Annotated in this window: 13 protein-coding genes; 9 read left to right on the top strand and 4 right to left on the bottom strand. The window is 60.6% G+C overall.

Annotated features, from left to right (window positions below):
• Positions 1-178: 178 nt before the first annotated feature.
• Positions 179-3,769, bottom strand: a complete 3,591-nt coding sequence (locus tag C7S18_RS20785) for a M1 family aminopeptidase (RefSeq protein ID WP_106893372.1) — start codon at positions 3,767-3,769, stop codon at positions 179-181.
• Positions 3,770-3,780: 11 nt separating this feature from the next.
• The gene (locus tag C7S18_RS20780; RefSeq protein ID WP_106893371.1) at positions 3,781-4,662 is read right to left on the bottom strand and encodes an ABC transporter ATP-binding protein; all 882 of its coding nucleotides are present in this window, start codon (positions 4,660-4,662) and stop codon (positions 3,781-3,783) included.
• A gap of 354 nt (positions 4,663-5,016) precedes the next feature.
• On the opposite strand from C7S18_RS20780, the gene C7S18_RS20775 reads away from it, so the two are divergent.
• From C7S18_RS20775 to C7S18_RS20750, 6 genes are all read left to right on the top strand, one after another.
• Positions 5,017-8,070 (top strand): beta-propeller fold lactonase family protein, encoded by a 3,054-nt coding sequence (locus tag C7S18_RS20775; RefSeq protein WP_106893370.1) that lies wholly within the window; start codon positions 5,017-5,019, stop codon positions 8,068-8,070.
• A gap of 293 nt (positions 8,071-8,363) precedes the next feature.
• On the top strand, positions 8,364-9,104 hold the full coding sequence (locus C7S18_RS20770) for a YebC/PmpR family DNA-binding transcriptional regulator (protein ID WP_106893369.1): 741 nt from the start codon (positions 8,364-8,366) through the stop codon (positions 9,102-9,104).
• Entirely contained in the window at positions 9,101-9,619 is a 519-nt protein-coding gene (ruvC, locus tag C7S18_RS20765) for a crossover junction endodeoxyribonuclease RuvC (protein ID WP_106893368.1), read from the top strand. The genes C7S18_RS20770 and ruvC overlap by 4 nt, the downstream gene beginning before the upstream one ends.
• Before the next feature lie 9 nt (positions 9,620-9,628).
• Complete coding sequence (gene ruvA / locus C7S18_RS20760) at positions 9,629-10,228, top strand: Holliday junction branch migration protein RuvA (RefSeq protein ID WP_106893367.1); 600 nt, start codon at positions 9,629-9,631, stop codon at positions 10,226-10,228.
• The gene (locus tag C7S18_RS20755; RefSeq protein WP_106893366.1) at positions 10,225-10,686 is read left to right on the top strand and encodes a GNAT family N-acetyltransferase; all 462 of its coding nucleotides are present in this window, start codon (positions 10,225-10,227) and stop codon (positions 10,684-10,686) included. Before ruvA ends, C7S18_RS20755 begins: the two co-directional genes overlap by 4 nt.
• Positions 10,687-10,760: 74 nt before the next feature.
• A complete protein-coding gene (locus tag C7S18_RS20750; RefSeq protein ID WP_106893365.1) occupies positions 10,761-11,084 on the top strand; it encodes a hypothetical protein in 324 nt (107 codons plus the stop codon).
• Between the two features lie 144 nt (positions 11,085-11,228).
• On the opposite strand, the gene C7S18_RS20745 is transcribed toward C7S18_RS20750, so the two are convergent.
• Complete coding sequence (locus C7S18_RS20745; RefSeq protein WP_106893364.1) at positions 11,229-13,676, bottom strand: glycoside hydrolase family protein; 2,448 nt, start codon at positions 13,674-13,676, stop codon at positions 11,229-11,231.
• Between the two features lie 267 nt (positions 13,677-13,943).
• On the opposite strand from C7S18_RS20745, the gene C7S18_RS20740 reads away from it, so the two are divergent.
• The 3 genes from C7S18_RS20740 (at position 13,944) to C7S18_RS20730 (ending at position 19,893) form a co-directional block, all read left to right on the top strand.
• Positions 13,944-16,442 carry a winged helix-turn-helix domain-containing protein gene (locus C7S18_RS20740; RefSeq protein ID WP_170113398.1) on the top strand — a complete coding sequence of 833 codons (2,499 nt, stop codon included), beginning with the start codon at positions 13,944-13,946 and terminating at the stop codon, positions 16,440-16,442.
• Positions 16,443-16,498: 56 nt separating this feature from the next.
• Positions 16,499-17,029, top strand: a complete 531-nt coding sequence (locus C7S18_RS20735; protein ID WP_106893362.1) for a GNAT family N-acetyltransferase — start codon at positions 16,499-16,501, stop codon at positions 17,027-17,029.
• A gap of 290 nt (positions 17,030-17,319) precedes the next feature.
• Positions 17,320-19,893, top strand: a complete 2,574-nt coding sequence (locus C7S18_RS20730) for a TonB-dependent receptor plug domain-containing protein (RefSeq protein ID WP_106893361.1) — start codon at positions 17,320-17,322, stop codon at positions 19,891-19,893.
• 710 nt (positions 19,894-20,603) lie between these two features.
• Here the strand turns inward: C7S18_RS20730 and phhA are convergent.
• The gene (gene phhA / locus C7S18_RS20725) at positions 20,604-21,494 is read right to left on the bottom strand and encodes a phenylalanine 4-monooxygenase (RefSeq protein WP_106893360.1); all 891 of its coding nucleotides are present in this window, start codon (positions 21,492-21,494) and stop codon (positions 20,604-20,606) included.
• Positions 21,495-21,984 lie beyond the last annotated feature (490 nt).

The raw sequence follows: 21,984 nt of genomic DNA, 5'->3' as shown, positions 1-21,984 counted from the left end.
GCCAAAGCCTTTTTCACACAGCCTGGTCGACGGGCGTCCACGGCAGTCTCGCGTTGACCCGTCGTCCGATCCTCGCGCGACTGCCGTCATACCACCAGATTGCCAAGACCCCGGACCAAGTCCGGGGTGATCACAAAGGTGTGGGCGGGTTGCTCAAGACACCGCAGTGTCGTTGTCCTCAAGACGCCGCCGTCACCCGCTTGCGATTGTCATTCGACACGCGGTCGATCAGCTTGTTGTACGGATCGATGCCGGCATCATAGGGCAGCTCATCGACCGTGATCGTTAGCGAGCCTGATGCCTGATTGATCCGGTGCTTCTTCAGATACAGGACCTTTTCATCCTGTTCTTCAGCACCACTGGCGCGGGCAAAGATGCCGATATCGATCTCGTCGTCCAGACTCGCGTCGGTCTCTTTGCCGATACCATCCGACTCCTTCTTCGCGGCTTGCCAAGACAGCGTCACGTCGTACTTCCCATCGGCACGCTTCTTGGTGGTCGCGTCCACCATTCGGTTGTCGAAGAAGCTGATCCGCTCAAACAAGTCGGTGATCAGCTGCTGCTTCTCCGGGGGCGTCACGGCACGGAGTTCCTCGACAAATTCAGTCGATACCGTGTACGGCGGCTCCTGGTACTGCGTGCGCGCCAGATAGTTGCGCAGCGCCAGATTGATTTTGTCGGCACCGATCTCGTCCTTCAGGCGATACATCACCAGCGAGCCCTTGCGGTAATGCACATAGCCTTGCGACGACTCCACTTTATAGAGCGGCAGCTCTTCGAGAATTTCGCCACCGCGACCACGCAGATACCCGTCGAGTTCGTACTTCAAGAACTTCCGCATCTTGCTCGAGCCGTATTCTTTCTCCATGACCATCAGGGCCGAGTATTGCGACAGGGTTTCGCTCATCACCGTCGAGCCTTGGGCATTGGCACCGATCACCTGATGCGCCCACCATTGGTGCGCCAATTCATGGGCGGTCACGTAGAACACGTAGTCGACCGAGTCCTCGGCATCCACATTCGCGATGAATCCGATCGCTTCCGAGTACGGAATCGTGTTCGGGAACGACTGTGCGAACGTGGCGTAGTTCGGAAATTCCAGAATCCGGAATTGCCGATGCTGATACGGACCAAAGTTCTCGGTGAAGTAGGCTAGCGACTTCTTCGTCGCCTCAATCATGCGGTCCACATTGTACGGATGCTTGGCATCGTAGTAGACCTCGATCGCGACGTCGTTCCAGCGATCCTTCTTCACCTGCCAGTTAGCGCTCAGGTATGCCCAGAACGGCAGAATCGGCGCGTCCATCTCATAGCGGAAGCAACGGCGATCACCGTCGGTCCATTCGCGCTGCAGATAGCCTGGCGCCATTGCGATTTGGTCGGGGCTCGTACAGACCGTGCTCGCGAAGTCGATCCAATCGCCGTCGTCGTTGATGTAGGTCGATGTTCGCGGCGCGGTCTCCAACTTGGGCATGCGCCGTGGGGGCGGCAGACCTCGGTCTTTGCGCTCGTTACGATCACCGATCTCGGCTTGCGGGTTGTAGCCGAATTGCGGGAAGGCTTGGCCGTTGTTGAAGAACGTGCCGTTGTAATTCAGAAAGTCCGGCGCGCCGGAATTGGTGAAGCCCTCGCGGCGAATCGACAAGGTGTACGGCAGCTTGAACGTGGCACCCGGCGCGAGTGGCGTATCGAACTGATACACGTAGACACCGAACTTCTTGTCCTCTTCGATCAGTTTGGCGCCTTCCGGACTCAAGGTGAATGCGGTCGTATCGGGATCGACCGTGACCGTCATTTTGGTCAATGGTTCGGCATTCTTGTTCTTCATCACGTAGTGACCGCTGATCTCCAGCCGCCGCTCAGCCGGGAAAATGTTCACGTCGTTATCGGTCGCAATGATCCGCGGTTGCGGTTCATCCTCGATCTTGCGCCAGGTCTTTTCGTACTCGGCCTGCAAGTCCAATAACGTGTCACTGGCACGATACGTGTTTTGCACCGTCGTGGTGTACAGAATGAACGCACCGACAATCGCCGCTGCCGAAATGGATCCGGTCAGGGCCCAGGCAATGCCGCCGTGCAATCGGCTCTTGGCAACCGCGACTCGGCGCTTGAACGGCTCTGCCGTGCCGCGCACCCAGAACAAGGTCGCCACGAGCAGGCACCCCACCGTAAACAGCAGCCAATAGGTCTCGAACCACGCCCAGCCTTTCAGGAAATGGCCAAACCCGTTCATATCGGAGTACGGGGTCGCCGAGGCGCCAGCAAAGCTCACCAGGTTGTGGTCGAAATCCAAGGTGCCGAGCACGATCTGGCTGACGACAATCCCGATTGTCAGCAAATAGCCAACGTATTTGTTGTTGGCGATGACCTGGAAGACGAGCGACAGCCAAGCGATGAGAACGAACGGCACGGCCTGGATTGCGAGGCCCGACAAATAGAGCCCGGGTTCCAGTGCGACGCCGCCATCGACAAGCTGATAACCAATGCAACACAGTGCTGCAAACAACAGGAACAGCGCGATGATCACGACCAGGGCGGTTGCCTTGGATGCCATTGGCACCCAATTGACTACCGGAAAGGCATCTACGACCCCGTCCATCTTGACATCACGGTCGCGCCAGACAAGCTCGCCGGCATAGAACATGACGATTATCACCAGCAAGAACGTGTAGCTTCCCCGGATGATGTCGAGCATCTGCGCGGTGACCAGGTACAGCGGCGTGTCATACATCGGCGCCTGCGCTTCGAGGCCACCGACTAGGTTCGCTATGCCAAATGAGAGCAGCGCCTGGAACGGCACAGACTTCAGCACATGCCATGTGTCGAACCGGGTCTGAGCCCAGTATTGGCGAAGCGATGCGCCGAATCCGGCGGATGTCGGTTGCTTGACTAGACGAGCCATCGCAGCGACCGCTTTGGTGGGCGCCGCTTCCTGCCTTTTCTTGGATATGAACCAGCTTCGACCTGTGCCGGTGCGCTGGGCCTTGAAGCTGCGCATGGTAATCGCTAGCAGTGCCATCGCAACACCGAGCCATAGAGCGCGGTTAGCCAAAACGTAGTGACTCAGGCCTGGGAGCAGGGTGTTCCGCTCTTCGGCCGACCAATAGCGTGCGGTCAAGCTCAGAGCACGGGCACCGAACGGGTCGATCAGCGCGGCCAACCAGAGATTGTCGAGGTCGCGCGTAAAAGTTCCGGCGATCGCCCACATGACAAAGAATGCAGTGACTGCCTGGTACACCCCGAGAATGCTCCGGGTCAGCGCGGCGAACAACATGATGAGCGCCGCGGAGAAGATCAGGTTTGGAATGACAAACATGACCAGCCCATAGCCGTAGGGCGCCAATGAAAACGGCCCGAGACGGGAAGCGTCGATCCACGGACTGGCGGCGCCCAGCATCAGCGCCAATGCCACGGCCAGATAGATCAGCAAGGAGACCAGGACGCCTGCAGTAAAGCGTCCCAGGAGATATTCCCAAGCCTTTACCGGCTTCGAAAAGAACAGCTCGGACGTGTTCATTTCGAAATCGCGCAGTAAGGCGCCGCCGACAAACGCGCCCGAAATGAAGAGGCCGAGAATGGTGAAGACATTCAGAAACTGCACGATGACAAATGGCGCATTGCGGTGCACGTTGCCAATCGAGCCGCCAATCTGGACGGCATCGGTCGAGGTCGCCGCGTAAGCCATCAATGCGAATAGGGCAGATCCGATCCACAAGATCGGTGAACGCCATTGATAACGCAGATCAAATTTGAGGAACGCCGAAAACATGGGCGATCTCCTCAGACCTGGGCCGCGCGATGGCGACTCAGTTGGCCGAAATAGACATCTTCCAATCCAGCAGCCACGGGTTGGAATACTTCACCCGGCCGCTCATCGGCGAGCACGTGAACGACCGTCTTGCCACCAACGAGGCGGGTCGACAGCACGGTGTATTCGCTACGGACCGCGTCCAGATCGGCCTTCGCCACGGCACGCTTCCACACCCGCCCTTCGAGTCGACCAATCGCTTCGAGCGGCTCGCCGGTCAGCAGGACTTCGCCTTGATTGATGATCGCCATGTTCGGGCATAGATCGGTGACGTCCTCGACGATATGCGTCGACAGAATCACCACCACGCTCTCGCCAATCTCGCCGAGCAGGTTCAGGAATCGGTTGCGCTCTTCGGGGTCCAGGCCGGCAGTTGGTTCGTCGACGATGACCAAACGCGGCGCGCCAATCAGCGCCTGCGCGATGCCAAATCGCTGCCGCATGCCGCCGGAGAAGCTGCCCAGCTTTTCCTTGCGCTTGTCCCACAGATTGACCTGGTTCAGTAGTGATGCGACCAGTTCCTTGCGTTCCTTGCCGTTGACGAAGCCCTTCAGCGTCGCAAAGTGATCAAGCAGATCCTCGGCCGATACCTTCGGATATACGCCGAAATCCTGCGGCAAGTACCCGAGCACCCGTCGTACCGCGTCCTTGTCTTTCAACACATCGATCTCGTCCAGCTGCGCGCTGCCGGTGTCGGCATCCTGCAACGTGGCGAGCGTCCGCATCAGCGTGGATTTGCCGGCGCCATTTGGGCCAAGCAGGCCGAACATGCCTTTAGGAATGTTCAAGGTGACCGATTTCAACGCCTGATGCCCGTTGGCATAGGTCTTCGAGAGGTTTTCGATGGTGAGCATGGTGGGGTCGTCCCTGGGGGTGGTGGTGGGTCCAGTTGCTGCTGCGCGCAACATCAGACCAGGAGCACATCTGCCCGTCTTGCATTCGTCTCCCGGCGCTGCTGTTGCTACCCGCTCAGACAGCCCGGGCATGGTGCAGACACCAAGAATGGCACACCTGTGCCCTTTGTCATTTTTTGGCCATGACCGATGGGGGAGATGCGTGAATAGGTAGCCGATCGGCGGCCTCCCCGCGGCCCCTGTCGTTCGTTACGGGCGTTCCCTGTCGATCGTCAGGGAACTGACCAAAGTCAGTGCCCCGGGCCGCGACCGGATGAAAGGCTCCGCGCTCCCCTACTGCCTTGGGAGCCCATCATGCAGCCTTTTGCCTCACCTCAGCATCCCTTCCGACCAACCCGCACCCTGATTCGTCTAAGCAGCCTGGCCCTTGCTGTCGCCGTCGCCGGCTGCGGCAAGAGCGAGTCGAATTCGCCGATCATTTCCCCCGATCCGCCGCCAACCTTGATCTCGGCGCAGCTCCTGGATGGGCTGGGGGTGGCCGGTTTGGGCGTCTTGCCACAGGGCGGACAGCCGCTGATCAGCGACAGCAACGGTGGCGTGCAGGTGGCGCAGGGTCGCTTGAGCGAGGTCTTTCTCGGCGATGCCGACGTTCGCATCGTGCTGGGTCGCGTTTCCGGCAACACCGCCCCGAACGCGGCGCTGACCTGGCGCGATCTGGTCGATGCTAGTGCAGAGCCCGTTTCCGAGAACCGGGTGATCAACACGACCCGACTGCTCCAGGCATTAGATCAGGACAGCAACTATCTGAATGGCATCGCGTTGGACGCGGCCGGCCGGCAGACCCTGGTGACCACCCTGCGCGGCCAAGCCGAGATCAATCTGGACGGCGACCCGCAAGCGTTTGCGAACCAGCCAAGCGTGACCCGGCTCCTTTCAGCTCTCGGCCGGCAACTGCCAGCGCTGGATCGCGCGATCGCCAATTTCGGGCGCAATTTCGTGCAGAACAAGTCGCGCACGCTGGCGCTGACCCGCGATGGCCAGAGGCTCGTCGTCACCAATCGGCCCAAGAACACCGTCAGCATTCTGCGGGTTCGCGAGGCCAATGGCATCGATACGCAGTTCAAGCTCGCCGAAGTGGCGGTCGGTCATGAACCGCGGTTTGTGGCTTTGAGCCCGGATGATCGCAAAGCCTTCGTCGGCAACGCGGTTGACGGCACGATCAGCGTCATTGACCTCACGGCCAATACGCCCCAGGTGAGTAACACGATCAGTATCGGGACCGAGCCCCGCGGCCTGGTAGTGAGCCCGAACGGTCGCTTCCTGATCGTGGCCCTGCATACCAGTGCCGAGGTGGCGTTCATCGATCTGAGCACGCTGAACATCCTGGCCAAAGTCCCGACCGGCGGCAACCCCCTGGCTGTCGCCATCAGCAACGACGGCGATCGCGATGATCTGGATGAGCAGGTGTATGTGTCGCGCACCTTTGGCGAGCTCGCCGCCGCAGATCGGCCAGACGGATTCAACGATGCGAAACGCGGGGTCATTGATGTGATCTCGCTCGCGCAGTTCAACCTTGGCCAACGAACCGCCGCGCAGTTGTTTCTGGCGCCCGTGCCGACCGGCTTTACCGCCGACCGCCGCAACTTCTGTCCGCAGACCCGCCTGGCGTTGCAGTCGGCTGGCACCGTCCGCTATTTCAATTCCGGTGGTGATGGCACGGGCAATGGTGCCGCCGCGCTGGCCAAAACCACCTTTTGCCCAGACGTGGCCGGAACCGATATCAGTGCTGAAGGACCGATTGCGCGGGTGGCGCAGCTCGCTTATCCCAACATGCTGAACGCGATCCTGCTGCGTGGCGCCGATCTGATGGTGGTGAACATCGCCGCTTCGCCGGAGCCGCCGATCAACTTCAATACGAACGTTCAAGGCGCCGTATCGGTGGTCGACCGGCTGAACGGCAGTGAGACGCGCACTGTCAACCTCAACGCCCAGATTCGCGCCGAGACGCAGCCGCCCGAGGGCTCGACCAGCCTGGCCCGCTTGTTCTCGAACGATCTGCTCGACATTGAAGGCAATCGGTTTGGCGATCGCATGTTGGTGGTCAGTCGCGGTGGCAACTATGTGATCCGCGTTGGCTTGGATGCCGCATTCAAGCCGACAATCCAGGCGCCCGCTAATGTGGTGCGCTTTGAGACCGGCAACTTGCCGAACAGTGTGGTGATGTCGCCGGATGGCACGCGCGCCTACACGAACAACGAGGTCAACCTGTCGGTATCGGTGCTTGATCTGGTCACCAACACGACGCTGGTTCGCGACGTGGAATCGAGCCTGCCATTCCCGTCTGGCTCCCGCGAACATCGGAACGAACTTGGCAAGCTGGCCTTTTTCACCGCGCTTGGCCTGCCCGATAGCCTGGATACGAACGGCGACGGCCAGTATGACGTCGCGCTTCGGGATATTCGCGGCATCGAGCACCGTAACAAGGCGTCGGACAACGCTTGGTCGGGCTGCAGCTCTTGTCATGAAGATGGCCATTCCGACAACGTGTCGTGGATCTTCGTGACCGGTCCGCGGCAAACGATTCCGCTCGAAGGCACGTTTGCGCGCAACGACGCCAGCGATCAACGCATCTTCAACTGGAGCGGCGTGCAGGGCTCCTACACCGACTTCAACAACAACGCACGCAACGTGCAAGGTGGCAAGGGCTTTGCGACGAATGTTCGCGGTGAAAATCGTACGGCACGCGCGTTCAATCACGGCAATGTCCGCGGCGTGTCGGATTCGCTGGACGCGATGAGTGATTGGGCGACCACGATTCGCGCACCGATCATGCCGGACCCGGTCTCGGTGGCTGGCCGCGAGGTTTTCGGGACCCAGTGTGCGAGTTGCCATGGCGGCAAGAAGTGGGCGAAGAGTCGCACGAGCCCGGTGTTCCAGAACAACCCAACCTTTTCGGAAGACCCCATCGGCCCGAGTTTCTTTGCGGGCGTGCGGCCACTGGATACCCGTCTGACCGCTGCTGGTCCGCAGCTGCAACGATTCACCGATGGGTCGCGCATCCTGACCTTCCTCGACAATGTCGGCACATTCGATGCCACGAGCGCGCTTGAACTACGCGGTGGTGGTGCCGTCGGCGGGCAGGTCGCCCAGGGCTTCGCGGCATTTGGCGGCGCTGGCTTCAATGCCCCGTCGCTGCTCGGTGTCGCGTATTCGGCCCCGTACCTGCATGACGGCTCGGCGCGGACGCTCGGCGATGTGTTCAAACGCCACAAGTTGGCGGATGGCCGCACCATCGAAGCAACGCTGTCGGCGTCCGAAAATTCCGCCTTGCAGCAGTTCGTACTGTCGATCGACGATCAGACGGCGACCTTCCAGTCGGCGACAGACTTGTTCCTGCAGGGGCGTTGATGGGAAGTCGAAAAGCGCCCATCCGGAGCGCTTTTCGAGTCGCGAGTCCGGCGCAAGGTGTGCCCCAGCGAAGGCCTTGGTCCGGATTCGCGCTCGCCGAGTCAATCCCTTGCGTGGTTTGGGGCGGCGTGACTGCGGACAGATCGTTCTTCGCCAGGGTGCCAGACGTTCATCAGGGTCGGCATTTGCGGCGCCTCGATTCGGGGCGCCGATTTTTTTTGGGTTTTTCTGCCGCCCGCCGGCAAACGCTCAGCCTGATAGAATCGCCACCTTTTCAGACATCAGGTTGCATCATGGCTGGTCATTCCAAGTGGGCGAATATTCAGCACCGTAAGGGCAAGCAAGACGCCGTTCGCGGCAAGATCTTCACCAAGCTCAATCGTGAGATCTTTGTCGCAGCGCGCGAGGGTGGTGGTGACGCTAATACCAATGCGCGGCTGCGGATCGCGGTCGACAAGGCCTGGGCGGCCAACATGCCCAAAGACACGATCGACCGGGCGATCAAGAAGGCCACCGGCGAACTCGAAGGTGTGAGCTACGAATCGATTCGCTACGAGGGTTACGCGCCGGGCGGTATTGCGGTCATCGTCGATTGCCTGACGGACAACCGTACCCGTACGGTCGCCGACGTCCGCCATGCGTTCAACAAGTTTGGCGGCAACTTGGGCACCGATGGTTCGGTCGGGTTCTTGTTCAAGAAGCAGGGCGTGCTGAGCTATGCGCCAGGCGCGAATGAAGACCAGGTCACCGAGGCAGCGATCGAGGCGGGTGCGGACGATATCGTCGTGTATCCAGAAGACCAGAGCATCGACGTGCTGTGCGCCCCAGAGGCGTTCGCCACAGTCATGGCTGCGATGGCCGAAGCGGGTCTGAAGCCGGATCAAGCCGAAGTGACCATGCGCGCCGAGAACGATGTGGCCGTTGCCGGCGAAACGGCGCAGCAAGTGGTCAAGCTGTTGGAGTGGCTCGAAGACTTGGACGATGTCCAAAACGTGTACTCGAATGCGGAGCTGGGCGCTGACGCGTACGCATGACGCGCATTCTCGGCATCGATCCAGGCAGCCAGCGCACCGGCGTCGGCATTATCGATGCCGATCCCAAAGGGCAGATGACGGCCGTGTTTCAGACCACGCTGCATCTGCTCGACAACGAGACGTTTCATCTGCGCCTGAAGCAGATCTTTGACGACTTGGTTGCGATCATTCGGGACTATCACCCGGATGAGGTCGCGATCGAGCGTGTGTTTATGGCCCGCAATGCCGACTCTGCCTTGAAGCTTGGTCAGGCGCGCGGCGCGGCGATCTGTGCCGTGGTGCATGCTGGCCTGGCCTTGACCGAATACGCGCCGAAGGAAATCAAGCAGGCCGTGGTGGGTGGTGGCGCCGCCGACAAGACGCAGATCCAGCACATGGTCGGAATTCTCTTGAATCTGCGCGAGAAACTTCAGGCCGACGCGGCCGACGCATTGGCGATTGCGATCACGCACGCCCACACGCGTGCTACCGTCAGCCGGATTGGAATCCCACGTTCCGCCTGGCGGCGGCGATAAGGAGTTTGCATGATCGGACGCATTCGGGGTGTGTTGCTGGCGAAGCAGCCACCGTCTCTGCTCGTCGACGTGAACGGCATTGGCTATGAGATCGACGCGCCAATGTCGACAATTTACGAGTTGCCCGAGATTGGGCGCGAGGTCGTCCTGATCACGCACTATGCGGTCAAGGAAGACGCGGTCGCGCTGTACGGTTTTCATCGCGAATCCGAACGCAGTTTATTCCGAACCTTGCTGAAAGTAAGCGGCATCGGCGCCAAGACTGCGCTCGCGATTTTGTCTGGCGTCAGTGTCGATGAGTTCGCGCGCTTCGTGACCACCGGCGATATCAGCGCGTTGACCCGGATTCCGGGCATCGGCAAGAAGACAGCGGAGCGTATCATTGTCGAACTGCGTGATCGGGTGGATGGTTTGGGCGGCGGTTTGTCCAGCCTGCCAACCAGTGCCGGCAAGGCCGTGGCGCACGATCCGGTTGCGGAAGCCAGTGCCGCACTCAGCCAGTTTGGTTACAAGCCAGCCGAGGTGCAGAAGCTGATCAAAGAAGCAGCAGAGCCCGGCGACACAGCTGAGGCCATTATCCGCAAGGCATTGAAGGCGGCACTGCGATGAGCGCAGAGATTGAGGTTCGGCAAGCGCGGCTCACTGATCTGGACGACTTGGCGCTGTTGTTTGATGGTTATCGACAGTTCTATCTGCAGCCATCAGATGTGGATGGCGCGCGCCGGTTTCTTAGCGATCGATTCGAGCATCTGCAATCCGTGATCTTCATTGCGTTCGTCGATGGTCGCGCGCTCGGCTTCACCCAGCTGTACCCGAGCTTCTCATCCGTCAGCATGCAGCGGTTGTACATTCTGAACGACCTGTTCGTGCATGCGGATGGCCGACGTCACGGTTTGGGCCGATTGTTGTTGCGTGCTGCGGCCGCTTTTGGTCGCACGGTTGGCGCGAAAGAGTTGCAGTTGCAGACCGCGCTGGACAATCATGCGGCACAGGCGCTGTATGAGTCAGAAGGTTGGATTCGGGAGCAGTCGTTTTATGTCTATGAGCTCAGCCTGAAGCCGAAGTGAGCGCAGTCGCTTTAGCCCTTTGTCCCAATCACGCCCGGCCGGTTGGTTGATCGTCGGTAGCACCTGGAGGATCAATGTCCAATTTCCTGTTTATTCTCCTGTGCCTGAGCGTGGTCTGGCTGTCATTTCGCGCTTATCGACGGCAACAACAACAGCGACTGCGGGAACGTATTCGCGGCCGTTTGCTAGCCGCCGGCTTTGAGATCGGCAATGAATCCGAAGAGGCGTTTACGATTCGCCCGAACGGCGGCGGCGAAACTGTAACGTGGTTCCTGCAGAGCGTGTACGCCGATGGACGTCAGGCCGGCAAGCATGTGGATTCGGTGATCGACCACTACCTTGCCGTGCTGCTAGAAGCCAGTCGTACCGGCACCCCGAGCGTTGCTAAGCGGACGTAACGGCTGCCAGGTTTGACGCCTGTGCTGGTAGCGCCGGCAACTGCGACAACGGCGCCAACGGATTCTTGATCGCCGCCTGTGCCAGACGGATTCTTAGCATCCTATGCGCTGGCAGCTCTGGCGAGATTCGATGGCAATACGGGATCAGGGATTGACGAGTTTGGCGACCGCACCAAACGGTAGGATCGTGCCGTCGGTCAGCGTGACGTAGGCGAGCTGGAAGTCCAGATTGCCGGCGGGCGGCAGGAAATGAAAATCATCGATGTAGCCTTCTTGTGTATCGTTGAGCTGGGTGTCATCGGGCCACAGGAACACGACGTCGGCACCAACGTTGGGCTGGGTCCAGTCTTCGAACTCCAGTTCGTCGCTATTGCCGCTCCGGCGGCCGTAGCCATAGGCCAGGCGCTTCGGGCCGAGAAACGGCAGTGGTGAGCCCGGCACAGCACCGGTCGTGATCGACGGTACGCCACAGTACATTTTGTAGCGGTCACCACCGAGATGCATCGGCGAGCAGGCTTGCACGTCGGTAAAGAGTTTGGGGCAGCCATTCGCCTGATTCTCGACGACCCAATTGCTGCCGTTCCAACGCGCATAGGCATGCAGCTTGCCACTGACGCCGCAGCTCGCGTCCAGATCGACGGTGATCACCATGAAGTTCTTCGTGGTGCTGCCGGTCTGCCAACGCCAGTCGTCCTGCAGCGGATACGTGACGCGCATTTGCCGCGCGTCGCGAATCTTCGGGTGACCGCCGGCATCAGTCTGCACCCCAATTTCCAAGCGCGGCGCACACGGCCCGCCGGTCTGATAATCGGCCTGCGCGCTGCATTGCGTGGCTGCACCGCTGTGGAAGTCGCGGCCAAGCAGACCATCCTGACTGTCGATCGACAGGACGCGGGTCCGGCCGTCGGCCCCGCGCGCCTCAAAGAACAAGCGGATACCAGCATTGCCCGGAAACGGTGGCGCAAACGGCACGCCCTGGCCAGTGTTCACCTCAGCGACCAAAGGCGCGGGCGTCGCAGTCGGCGGTGAGCGCAATCCGGTCGTGCTGACCAATGACGTGAAACTCGACCACGAACTCGGCGCGCCCAGGGTGACGGCACTGTTGCTGTCGGCGACGAATAGTCCCGGTCGCGTGCCGGGGCTGATCCGCGCGCCATAGTAGAGCTGCACATGACCAGCATTGGCGAGCCCCGAATCGGCGCCGATACGCGTGGCGCCGAGCCGCGCGTTGCTGTCACCGGCAAGATTGATCAGGCCAGCATAGTCATGCCCCGTTCCGACCAGGCGCCAATGCTCCTTGCCGGTTCGCGCCGTGCTGGCGGTATAGGTCTCGGCAACCGAGCAATCCGCGGTCCGGCACGCGCGGGCGGTGAGGCTGTACTCGCGGTCTGCTTCGAGCAGCGGAATGATCAGTTCCGTCGCGGTGCCCAAGCCCGTCGCCGTTTCGCTGATGCCGCCAGCGCTCGCGGTTGCTTCGACATGGTCAATGCCGCTCAATGCCGGAAAGCGCACGCGGAGTTTGGATGAGGACGCGAGCAGCTGGCCGTTGACGGTTTCCGTCGGCACCGTTTCGACCACGGTCGGCCCGGGTTCGAACGAGTTCGCAAATACCGTGGTGGCTGGCGCGCTGTCATTGCCGATACCGGCGCTGTACGCCATCAGGTAACTACCGTCGCCGAGCTGCACAACGGCCGGGTCTTTGATCAGCGTGCTTTCGTGAGGCTGGCCACTGACGAAACTCAGGTGGATGGTCGGTGATGCTGCGAGCGTGACGCCGTCCGAAGTCGTGAACGAGCGGATCTGCTGATTCCCGGGGCCTCCGGCGTAGATTCGCAAGCCGGTTGCCGTGCTGAACGCCTGCGCCAGTTTGTACGCTTGGCCGTCGATGAGGCGCTGGGACTCATCGACGAACGTGAAGGTACTCGCCGTCGCCGAGCTTGCATGGGACATGGCAATGCTACCGGCATCGAGGACGTATTGATGCCAGGTGCCATCGGTGGTCATTGCCGTCGTCGAGTCGAGCACCGAGTGGCTGGGGTGCAGAAACGCTTCGCCCACGTAAGTCCAGTTCAGACCATCGGTGCTGTCGGCGTAATGGATGCCAAAGCGTGCCGGGTTCGATACGAGGTTGCTCGTGAAGTACATCCGTAGCCCACCGCCTGGGCGCAGGATGACGTCCGGATCGACGGTTCGCACGCCACTCGGGAGCCCAGAGAAGCTCAACAGACAATGCTGCCAACTGTTGCCGTTGGCGGTGCCAATCGACAACGCCGCACCGTCTTGACCCGCGGCAATCTGATGCGCGGTGTAATAAAGATACGGGACGCCGCCGAACAACACCATGCTGGCGGTCGCCGCTTGGTCGAGTACGGTCAGATCGGCGCGTACGAACGGCGCGCCATGATCCCCTGCCCGCGCGAGGCGCAATCGGATGGATCCGGGCATCGTGAAGTTCGTACCGGCGGCCGCGCCAGTCGGCGGCACGCGCGTGCAGTCGCCGCCATGAGTGGCAGCCGCAAGTGGCAGGGAGAATCCGGTAATCGATAGCAACAGAGTCGTTTGGAGCATCATCTGAGCGCGCGCGCGAGGCATAGCGGTCTCCCTCTTCGAGGCCTCGATTGTCACGCTGGCTGGCCCAACCAGAATCACGCAAGTGATTGATTTGATCAAAATTCGAGCAAAGCTTGAGCCCGATCGAATGACCGCGGCGGCGACAATCGAGGGCGATTGGCGCAAAACCGGGACGGGCGCGACGTGAGCATTCGGCGTTGGCGAAAGTTGACTCGCTGGAGTCGGCGAAAAATTGACAGGCCGAAGTGTCGAGCGCTTGAATCGGTGCGACGGCGACGGAGTGTGGGCTTGCCGATTTTTCGCTTTGATGTCTTCGAACTGGATACCGAACGGGCCTGGCTGGGTGTGCAGGGCGCCGAAGTGCGTCTGCGCGCGAAGGCCCATCATTTGCTGGTGGCGTTGCTCGGTGAAAGCCCGGCACTCCAAAGCACGGAACAGTTGCTCGACAAGGTTTGGGGCACGCGGCACCTGACCCGCAATACGGTCGCGCAAACGATTCAGGAGATCCGGCAAGCGCTGAAGCCCTGGCAAAGCCGGGAGCTGATCGAAAATGTGCCGCGGCAGGGTTATCGGCTGACCGTTCCTGTCTTGCGCTTGGATGCGTCCATGCCTGAGGCCTCGGAGCCTTGGTCAGCGCCGCCGCCGAAATCGGCACCGAGCACCAATCCCGCGCCAGCTGACGAACCGCAGGTCGTCAGCACCCCGATGCCGCCCATCCCTGTGCCACCCACCGCGCGTTTGCAGTGGCCGCGGTGGGTCGTCGTCGCGGTTGTCGTGTTGGCGGCCCTGTCTGGATTGGCGCTGCTGTGGCAGCCATTTGGCAACCATGCGCCTGCGCGGTTGCCGAGTGTCGCGAACCTGGGCGTCAAGGTCACGGGTCGGGGTGGGCAGGCGGTTGAGACGACGCTCGCCACATTGATCAGTGGGATCATGGTTCGCGACTACGGCATGGCACCGATCCAACTCGGCACGCCAGATCGAGACAACAGTGCTACGAGTCGAGATCGCTCCCGCCGCGATGCCCACACAGCTGGCGTCGACTTGTGGTTCGACGGGGCACTCAATCTTTCGGACGATGGTCAACATCTGGCTGGCCAGATCTGGTTTGGCGGCGGTCGCGATACCAGCATCCAAGCGCTAATGGTCAACCATCAATCCCTGCGGGACCTGCCCGCGCTCGGCGAACAGCTTGCAGCGGCGCTCGGGCGCGTCGCAGTCTGGCCGAAACAGGAGCCGCAGTCGGCACCCCGGTTGTCTGATCTCGAACTCAGCCGACTGACCGAGGCACAAGTGCTGCTGGCCCAGGGCCGGCCGGTCAGTGCGCGCGACGCCTTGCAAGTGTTGTCGGACACCGCGCGCGCCCATCCGCGAGTGCTGGCCACGACGGCACGCGCGGCCTTGTTGCAGGGACGCCGGCGCGACGTGTTGCAACTGTTGCCGGAGCCTCTTGACGATCCAGAGCTTCGGTATCTGCACGCGCTCGCGCGTGGCGATGCGGCTGCGGCGGTAACCGTGGCCCAGACGCGACTGCAAAGCGAGCCGCCCAGTCTGATGCTGCATCGGGACTTGGTCGATGCGCTGCTGGAGGCGCAGCAGAGTGAGGCGGCCTTGACCGAGCTCGATAGGCTCGAACAGCTTCAGATGTCCGATTGGGATCGGGCCGAGCTGACGGTTCTGCGCGTTCGGGTCCTGAATGCGCGCGGTCGGCATCAGGACGCCACGCGCTTTATTGCGCCCGTGATCCAGCGGCTGCAAGCGGTTGGTGATCATGAGTTGCTGCTGCGCGCGCGCTATCAGCGAGCGCTGGCTGCGTCGATGCAAGGCGACCTTACGACCGCGTTGCGCGATTATCTGGACTTGATTGACGCTGCGCGCCGGCTGGTGTTGCCGCGACTGGAAGTTCGCGCGGTGTTCGGTGCCGCGGACCTGCTCAAGGTGCAGGGCGACTTGGCGTCCGCCGAAGCGTTGTTGACCGAGGCTGTGCAGCGGTTTCCGGAAGCCGATTTTCGCGATCTGATGCCGCAACTGCAGTTGGGTCGCGCGTATCTCGACATGGATCGCGGGCAATGGCAGGCCGCAGACGACAAGGCCATGGCCGCACAGGAAGCGCTCGATCAATATGCCCCTCAAGATGCCGCGGCCTGGTCGCTGCGCGCCGAAATCGCGATGTTGCAAGGCGATCTGACGCGCTCTCGCGACTTACTGCAGAAGGCGTACGCGTTGGAAGAGTCGGTCGGTGCGAACGTGCAGATGGCGCGCGATGCGCAGCGACTGGCGTTTCGCGACCTGCTGCTTGGGGATCTGCAGGCTGCCCGTGGCCAAATGGGCATCGCAGATGCGCATTGCCGCAAGGCGGGACGGCCGCAGGCATGCCAGCCTGCGATCGGCATCGTTGCACGGACGTTCGACCCCGCGCGACCAAGCGTGGCATCCGAGGTCCGTATGCTGACCAATCAGCGTCGGGGTCTACGCGAACTCAGCCAAGTTCTGCTGGCCTTGTTCTGGCAGCAGCGGGATGACGAGGCGGCGTTGGTGTTGGACTTGGCACTGAGTAGTTTCGAAACGGCGCCGCGGCAACAGCAGGAGCCTTTTCGGCTGATCGCGATGCGCGTGTTGCGCGAACAGCAGCGACCGTTGCCAGCAGGCTGGGAGGATCGCTCCGCCATTCATCCGGACATGCAACCTGCCTGGCAGGTGCTCATGGCGAATACTGAGGACTATCGAACCGCGTGCGCGTCGCCCGATTTGCTGCGTGGCTGGCATACCTTGGTTTGCGCACCACGCTGAATGCTCGATTCGAATGTGGTCTACTCAGGTGCTGTATGCATCCACTGTGAGTGCTCATGATGACCATAGCGATTGAAGCCCTGACCGACCCTGCACTTGGTAGCGATCTGGATGCGCTCGCGGCACTGTTGGTCGACGCCGTCGCTGCCAATGCAGCGGTCAGTTTTCTCCAGCCCTTGTCGCTTGATCAGGCACGTGCGTATTGGCAGAACGCGATTCAAGCGCTGTCGCCGCGCTCACGTATGCTCGTCTGCCGCGATGATCAGGCTCACATCATTGCCTGTGTGATGCTGCACGCGGCGTGGGCCCCAAATCAACCGCATCGCGGCGAGATCTCCAAAGTGCTGGTGCACCGCGCCCATCGCGATCGTGGCCTGGCTACTGCGTTGATGCAAGCAGCCGAGTCCGCAGCACACGGCTTAGGCATGCGGCTCCTCACGCTCGATGCCCGCGCTGGCGGTGCAGCCGAGGCCTTGTATCGAAAGCTCGATTGGGTCTGCATTGGCTACATCCCAAAGTTCGCGCTCGATGCCGACGGCCAGCAGTGGCACGACGACGTGTTGTTCTACAAGACACTACCCGGTTGATTGCGTTGATGCGTTGTGTTGTGAAGCGCTCATCCGCGCACAGCGCGATTTCGGAAGTTAAATCGCATTCAGTTTTCTACTAGTGCTGTGCCGAGTTTGGCGATATCAATTCGGTGTCGCGAACTGATCAGTGGCTGATCCGGTGGACTTGGCGTCGTCAATCTCCTGGAACCGCCGCTGATAAGCGTCGCTGAGCGGCATGCAGACATGCGTGCTGTGTGGATGTGCCTGGTGTCTTTACAACGACTTGTCTGCAACCGACTGATCTTGGATCAGGCTTGGGAGAGCTTATGCGCGCCAAATTTCTGAAACCAGTTTCTGCGATCGCCAAACATCCGGCGCCCAAGCGGCTTTGCATCGCGCTGCTGCTTTCGTTGTCAGCGGGACCGATCCTGGCTGAAGGGGCTGGTGGCGACCGCGGATCGGACACGTTGTTGTCTTGGCGCGATTCACGCAGTGCCGATCTGATCATCTTTGATCGGGCCGATCTGGAAGCGTCCGGCGACTTCTCGGTCGGCGAGTTCCTGCGCGATTTGCCGCAGGCAGCGGGCGGGAATTTTCGGCCGCGCTCTGGTTCTTCAGCGCAGTCACTGTCTGATCTCGACCTGTATGGCGCGGGCTCAAATCGCACATTGGTGTTGCTGGATGGGCGGCCGCTGACGAAGTCCCCCGTGTCGCCTGGTGTCGTTAACTTGAATCTCGTGCCGCTGGGCATGATCGAGTCGATCGAAGTGGTCGGCATGGGCGGCAGCAGCCGATACGGTGCTGACGCAGCGGCTGGCGTGATCAATCTGCGCACCCGCAAGCAGACGCAGGGTATGCAGTTTGAGTATGCCCGCGGGAATCCGGATGTGCGCGGTGGTGATACCGAGTCGGGAACGGTGTTGTTCGGAACGGAGGGCGACCGTGGCTTTGTATCGGCTGGCGTCAGTTTCAATCGCCGCGATATCGTCTTTACACGCGATGATTTGGGTGGGGACGTCCTCGGCAGTACGACGTTCGGTAACAACTACCAGGTAGCGAATGCGGCGGGCACTGCGCCACAAGGCCCGATTCGCGCCTTTCCCGGGTTTGCGTGCAACGGCTCTGGACTGGGCCTGACGGGCGCTCAGGATTTGTTTTATCAAACCTCTGGCGGCACGATCTGTCAGTACAACTTCAATGCCGTGGCGGCACGCGATGCGAGCAGCGATACCGCGGCCGTGTTTGCGCGAGCCGAATACGCCATCACTGATGAATGGCATGCCTACCTGAATACTTCCGTGCGCCGGCAAGAGTCTTTTGGTCGCTATGCGCCGGCGCCCGCGCAGTTGTTTGTTCCGGAAGGCAGCCCGAACGACCCGGTGCCTGGCGACAATCGCGGCGCCTATCTGTTGCATCGCTTCGCTGCCGTAGGCCCGCGTGACACCAGCGTGGACGAAACCGATCGCGACATCGACCTTGGCGTTCGCGGCCAACTGAATGAGCGCGTACGTGTGCAATTTGGGATTCGTGATCACAACAGTCAGGGCTATGAACTGGGTCGCAACTACATTGTGACGCGTCTCGCTGAGGCGGCGATTCGTGATGGCCGGTACGATGTTCGAGATCCGTTCGGCGCCAGTGCGGACGTATTGCAAAGCATTTCGGCGACCATCAATCGCGATTTGTATTGGGATCGTCAGGAAGCTTACGCTGGCTTTGTGGCTGATCTGTTCGCAGCAGGCGGTGGCATGAGCACGCTCGATGTCCGCACAGAATGGCGGCGGGACGACTATGCCGATCGGTACGACAGTCTGCAATCAGCCGGCGAAATTCAGGGCTCCGCCGGCAACTCTGCGGCCGGCTCGCGAATCACGCGGAGTGTTGCCGCGCAATTCGACCTGCCGTTCCATGCGGACTGGAATCTGGCGCTGAACACGCGCCTGGATCAATTCAGCGATTTGAATTCGGCGTTCTCACCCGGGTTGGAACTGTCGTGGCAGCCGTTTTCCGTGCTCGATGTGGCGCTCGGCTACGAGGAAGGCGTGGTGATTCCAACCTTCGACCAGCGCTTCGGCGACACGAGCATCTCCGCGCGCAGCGTCGTCGACTTGCAAACGTGCGCCGCACGAGGCGGCGTGAATTGCAGCACGACGCCGGTACAAGTGCCGACCCGCGTCATCAGCAATCCTGACCTAGACAACGAGGCGACGCGGCATGCGTACCTCGGCATCACGTATCGGCCTTGGACCTGGCTCGATCTGCGGCTCGCGTATCGGGACATTCGGATTGACGATCGAATCGTGCAGACCGGCTTTCAGGATCTCGTCAATCGCGATCTATTGGGTCTACCGTTGCCGCCGGGCGTGACGGTCGGACGAGACCCCATCACTGGCGCCTTGCAGTTGCTTGAGTCCAGGTACTTGAACCGAGGGTCTTCGCATCATCGCCATGTGGACCTGCAAGCCAACGGTGCGTTTGACTGGGGGCGTTTTGGCGCGTTCGAGAGCCGACTGCTGGTCAGCAAGTGGCAGACTTTTGACCTGGAGTCAGTCTTCTCCAATGGCCAGTCATTGGTCAGTTCCTTCGTCGACGATTATCCGGGTTGGCGCGGACAGTGGCAGCAGGATTGGCAACTCAGGGACTACCGCGTCACGGCCACCAGCCATTGGATTGACGGTTATATGAACCCGACGACCGCGCTCAGGGTCGGCGACTACGTCACGCATGATGTGCAGTTCAGCTGGCAAGCACCGTGGCAAGCGCGGATCAGTGTTGGTGCGAGCAATGTTGGCGACCGCAAGCCATCGCTGGATTCGGCGCTCTCTGACTACCCGTACAATAGCTATCTGTACGATTCCTATGGGCGGACGTTCGTGGTGTCGTATCAGCAGCGGTTCTGAGCGGCGCGCATCTCAGGTTTCCCGGCCAACAATCATCATGGTGTTCTGAGAATGGGACATTTGACATTGGGGAAGGTTGGCGTTGGTCGTGGTGTTCTGACACGATCACGATTGCAAGCTCTGAGTATCTTCGCCCGTGCTTGCGCGACGCCATTAGTAAGAAGAGATGTCAGCGCACGATGGGTCAGTTTGCCGCGAGCTTGAACCCCGCCCCGGATCAAGTCCGGGGCGACGAATCGCGAGGATGTGCGTCGTGGCAAAACCCGTGCTTCGGTTTGCAGCAAGGGGCGGTTCTTGAAGGAAACACCAGTCACCTCTCGTCACCCCGGACTTGATCCGGGGTGGGGTTGATGTGTCCTCGGTCAGACCGTTACTTGTATGAGCTAAACCGGATCGTTCTGCTCCCAAGGCATTCACACAGTGTGAAATGCTGTTTGTTCCTGACCTTGCAATTTCGCTAAAGTCAGCCGGCGTTATTCGGGAGACCATCATGGGAAGCATCATTGCAGGCGTTGTGCTGATCGGTATCGGGCTGGCCATTGGGCGAGTCGATTTTCTTAGGCCAGATTACGCTGCTCAGCGTGTTCTTCGATGGCCTCGGTGTCTTCTGGATCGGCAAGGGCATCTACGGGATGATCAAGAAGGACTGAACGAACGGCGCGCCTGATTGGATTAGGGCGCCCAGTCATCCTGTGTTCGGCACCGGACGCTTACACGTCGCCGTCAGTCAGCCAACCCTCACCGGTCCCGCGATTGAAAACGGTATCGGTGTCCAGGACCGTGCCCGCCGGAACTGATTCAGCGCCCTTCAAGTGATAGTAGATCGGACCGAAATCCGGATCGACCGTGGCGCGGAACAGCTGTTCAAAGCTGTCGATGACGAAATACGTTTTCTGATACGTGTCGATTCGGTACCGCGTGCGCATGACGCGCGACAGATCAAAGCCGATGCGATTCGGTGCGTTTGATTCCAGGCAGTGGATCGATTCGCCCTTCGACGACAAGATGCCCGCGCCATAGATGCGCAGGCCTTTCGGCGTGTTGATCAGGCCGAACTCCACGGTGTACCAGTACAGACGCGTCAGATTGCTGAGTGGCTCGTTGCCGAACGTGGATGCGCGCACACCGCCGGCGCCGTACGCTTGCATGTAATCGGCAAAGATCGGGTTCATCAGCAACGGCACATGGCCGAACAGGTCATGGAACAGATCCGGTTCGGCGATGTAGTCGATCTGATCGGGACGCCGGATCCACCACGTGACTGGGAACTCGCGGTTCTTCAGATGCATGAAGAAGTCGAGCTCCGGCAGCAGGCCCTCGACGGCAATCAGTTTCCATCCGGTGGCTTTTTTCAGATGGACATTCAAGTCGTCGAATTTGGGAATCTGCGATTCATTCATGCCCATCGCGGCCTGATTTTCCAGGAACTCGGGGCAGGCGCGGTCCTGCAGGATCTCTTGCTGGCGCTTGAACAACGTCGCCCACGTCTGGTGATCTTCGGCGCTGTACTGCGCCCAAGGCTGCTCGACGACCGCCGTGGTGTACACCGGCACGTAGCCTTTGTCGGTCATTTGGTGTTCAACGCGACGGGGAGTTTCCATGGCAGCCTCCAGAATATGACGCGAATGGTAGCGCCTGCTCGGTGAACCGGTTTGATCTGGACCAAGAATCAGTCGTTTGTTTGACGGCGTTGCCAAGTGTCGAGGAGGTTCGTCGCTAGGTGGTGCTAGACGCCCCGGCCCTCCACGTTGCGGCGCGACAATATTCGTTGTTTTCGCGGGCGCTTTGTTTCACCGAGGGGACTGCAAACCCACCCCGGATCAAGTCCGGGGTGACGAGAGGGCGATTGGAACTCCTTGGGAAACTGCGTCTTTCTGGCGTCTGAAGCACCGGTTTTGCCTCGACAGACACTCTCGCGATTCGTCGCCCCGGACTTGATCCGGGGCGGGGTTCAATCTCGCGGCAAGCTAACCCATCGCTTGCGCTCATGATCGCTTCCGATCGTGATCGGCTAGGTTGCTCGAACCAGTCCTTCGATGTTTTCACACAGTCTGGAAGGCCGGGGTCCAGGGCTCTCTGGCCTCGAGGCTC

The sequence above is a fragment of the Ahniella affigens genome, from assembly GCF_003015185.1.
Lineage (GTDB): Bacteria > Pseudomonadota > Gammaproteobacteria > Xanthomonadales > Ahniellaceae > Ahniella > Ahniella affigens.
The sequence above is the reverse complement of the archived record's forward strand: the minus strand, read 5'-3'. Positions and strand labels throughout refer to the sequence as shown.

What these genes read in the sequence shown, in the direction of transcription:
- C7S18_RS20785 (WP_106893372.1), bottom strand. Translation starts at nt 3,769, where the DNA reads ATGTTTTCGGCGTTCCTCAAATTTGATCTGCGTTATCAATGGCGTTCA.
- C7S18_RS20780 (WP_106893371.1), bottom strand. Translation starts at nt 4,662, where the DNA reads ATGCTCACCATCGAAAACCTCTCGAAGACCTATGCCAACGGGCATCAG.
- C7S18_RS20775 (WP_106893370.1), top strand. Translation starts at nt 5,017, where the DNA reads ATGCAGCCTTTTGCCTCACCTCAGCATCCCTTCCGACCAACCCGCACC.
- C7S18_RS20770 (WP_106893369.1), top strand. Translation starts at nt 8,364, where the DNA reads ATGGCTGGTCATTCCAAGTGGGCGAATATTCAGCACCGTAAGGGCAAG.
- ruvC (WP_106893368.1), top strand. Translation starts at nt 9,101, where the DNA reads ATGACGCGCATTCTCGGCATCGATCCAGGCAGCCAGCGCACCGGCGTC.
- ruvA (WP_106893367.1), top strand. Translation starts at nt 9,629, where the DNA reads ATGATCGGACGCATTCGGGGTGTGTTGCTGGCGAAGCAGCCACCGTCT.
- C7S18_RS20755 (WP_106893366.1), top strand. Translation starts at nt 10,225, where the DNA reads ATGAGCGCAGAGATTGAGGTTCGGCAAGCGCGGCTCACTGATCTGGAC.
- C7S18_RS20750 (WP_106893365.1), top strand. Translation starts at nt 10,761, where the DNA reads ATGTCCAATTTCCTGTTTATTCTCCTGTGCCTGAGCGTGGTCTGGCTG.
- C7S18_RS20745 (WP_106893364.1), bottom strand. Translation starts at nt 13,676, where the DNA reads ATGCCTCGCGCGCGCGCTCAGATGATGCTCCAAACGACTCTGTTGCTA.
- C7S18_RS20735 (WP_106893362.1), top strand. Translation starts at nt 16,499, where the DNA reads ATGATGACCATAGCGATTGAAGCCCTGACCGACCCTGCACTTGGTAGC.
- C7S18_RS20730 (WP_106893361.1), top strand. Translation starts at nt 17,320, where the DNA reads ATGCGCGCCAAATTTCTGAAACCAGTTTCTGCGATCGCCAAACATCCG.
- phhA (WP_106893360.1), bottom strand. Translation starts at nt 21,494, where the DNA reads ATGGAAACTCCCCGTCGCGTTGAACACCAAATGACCGACAAAGGCTAC.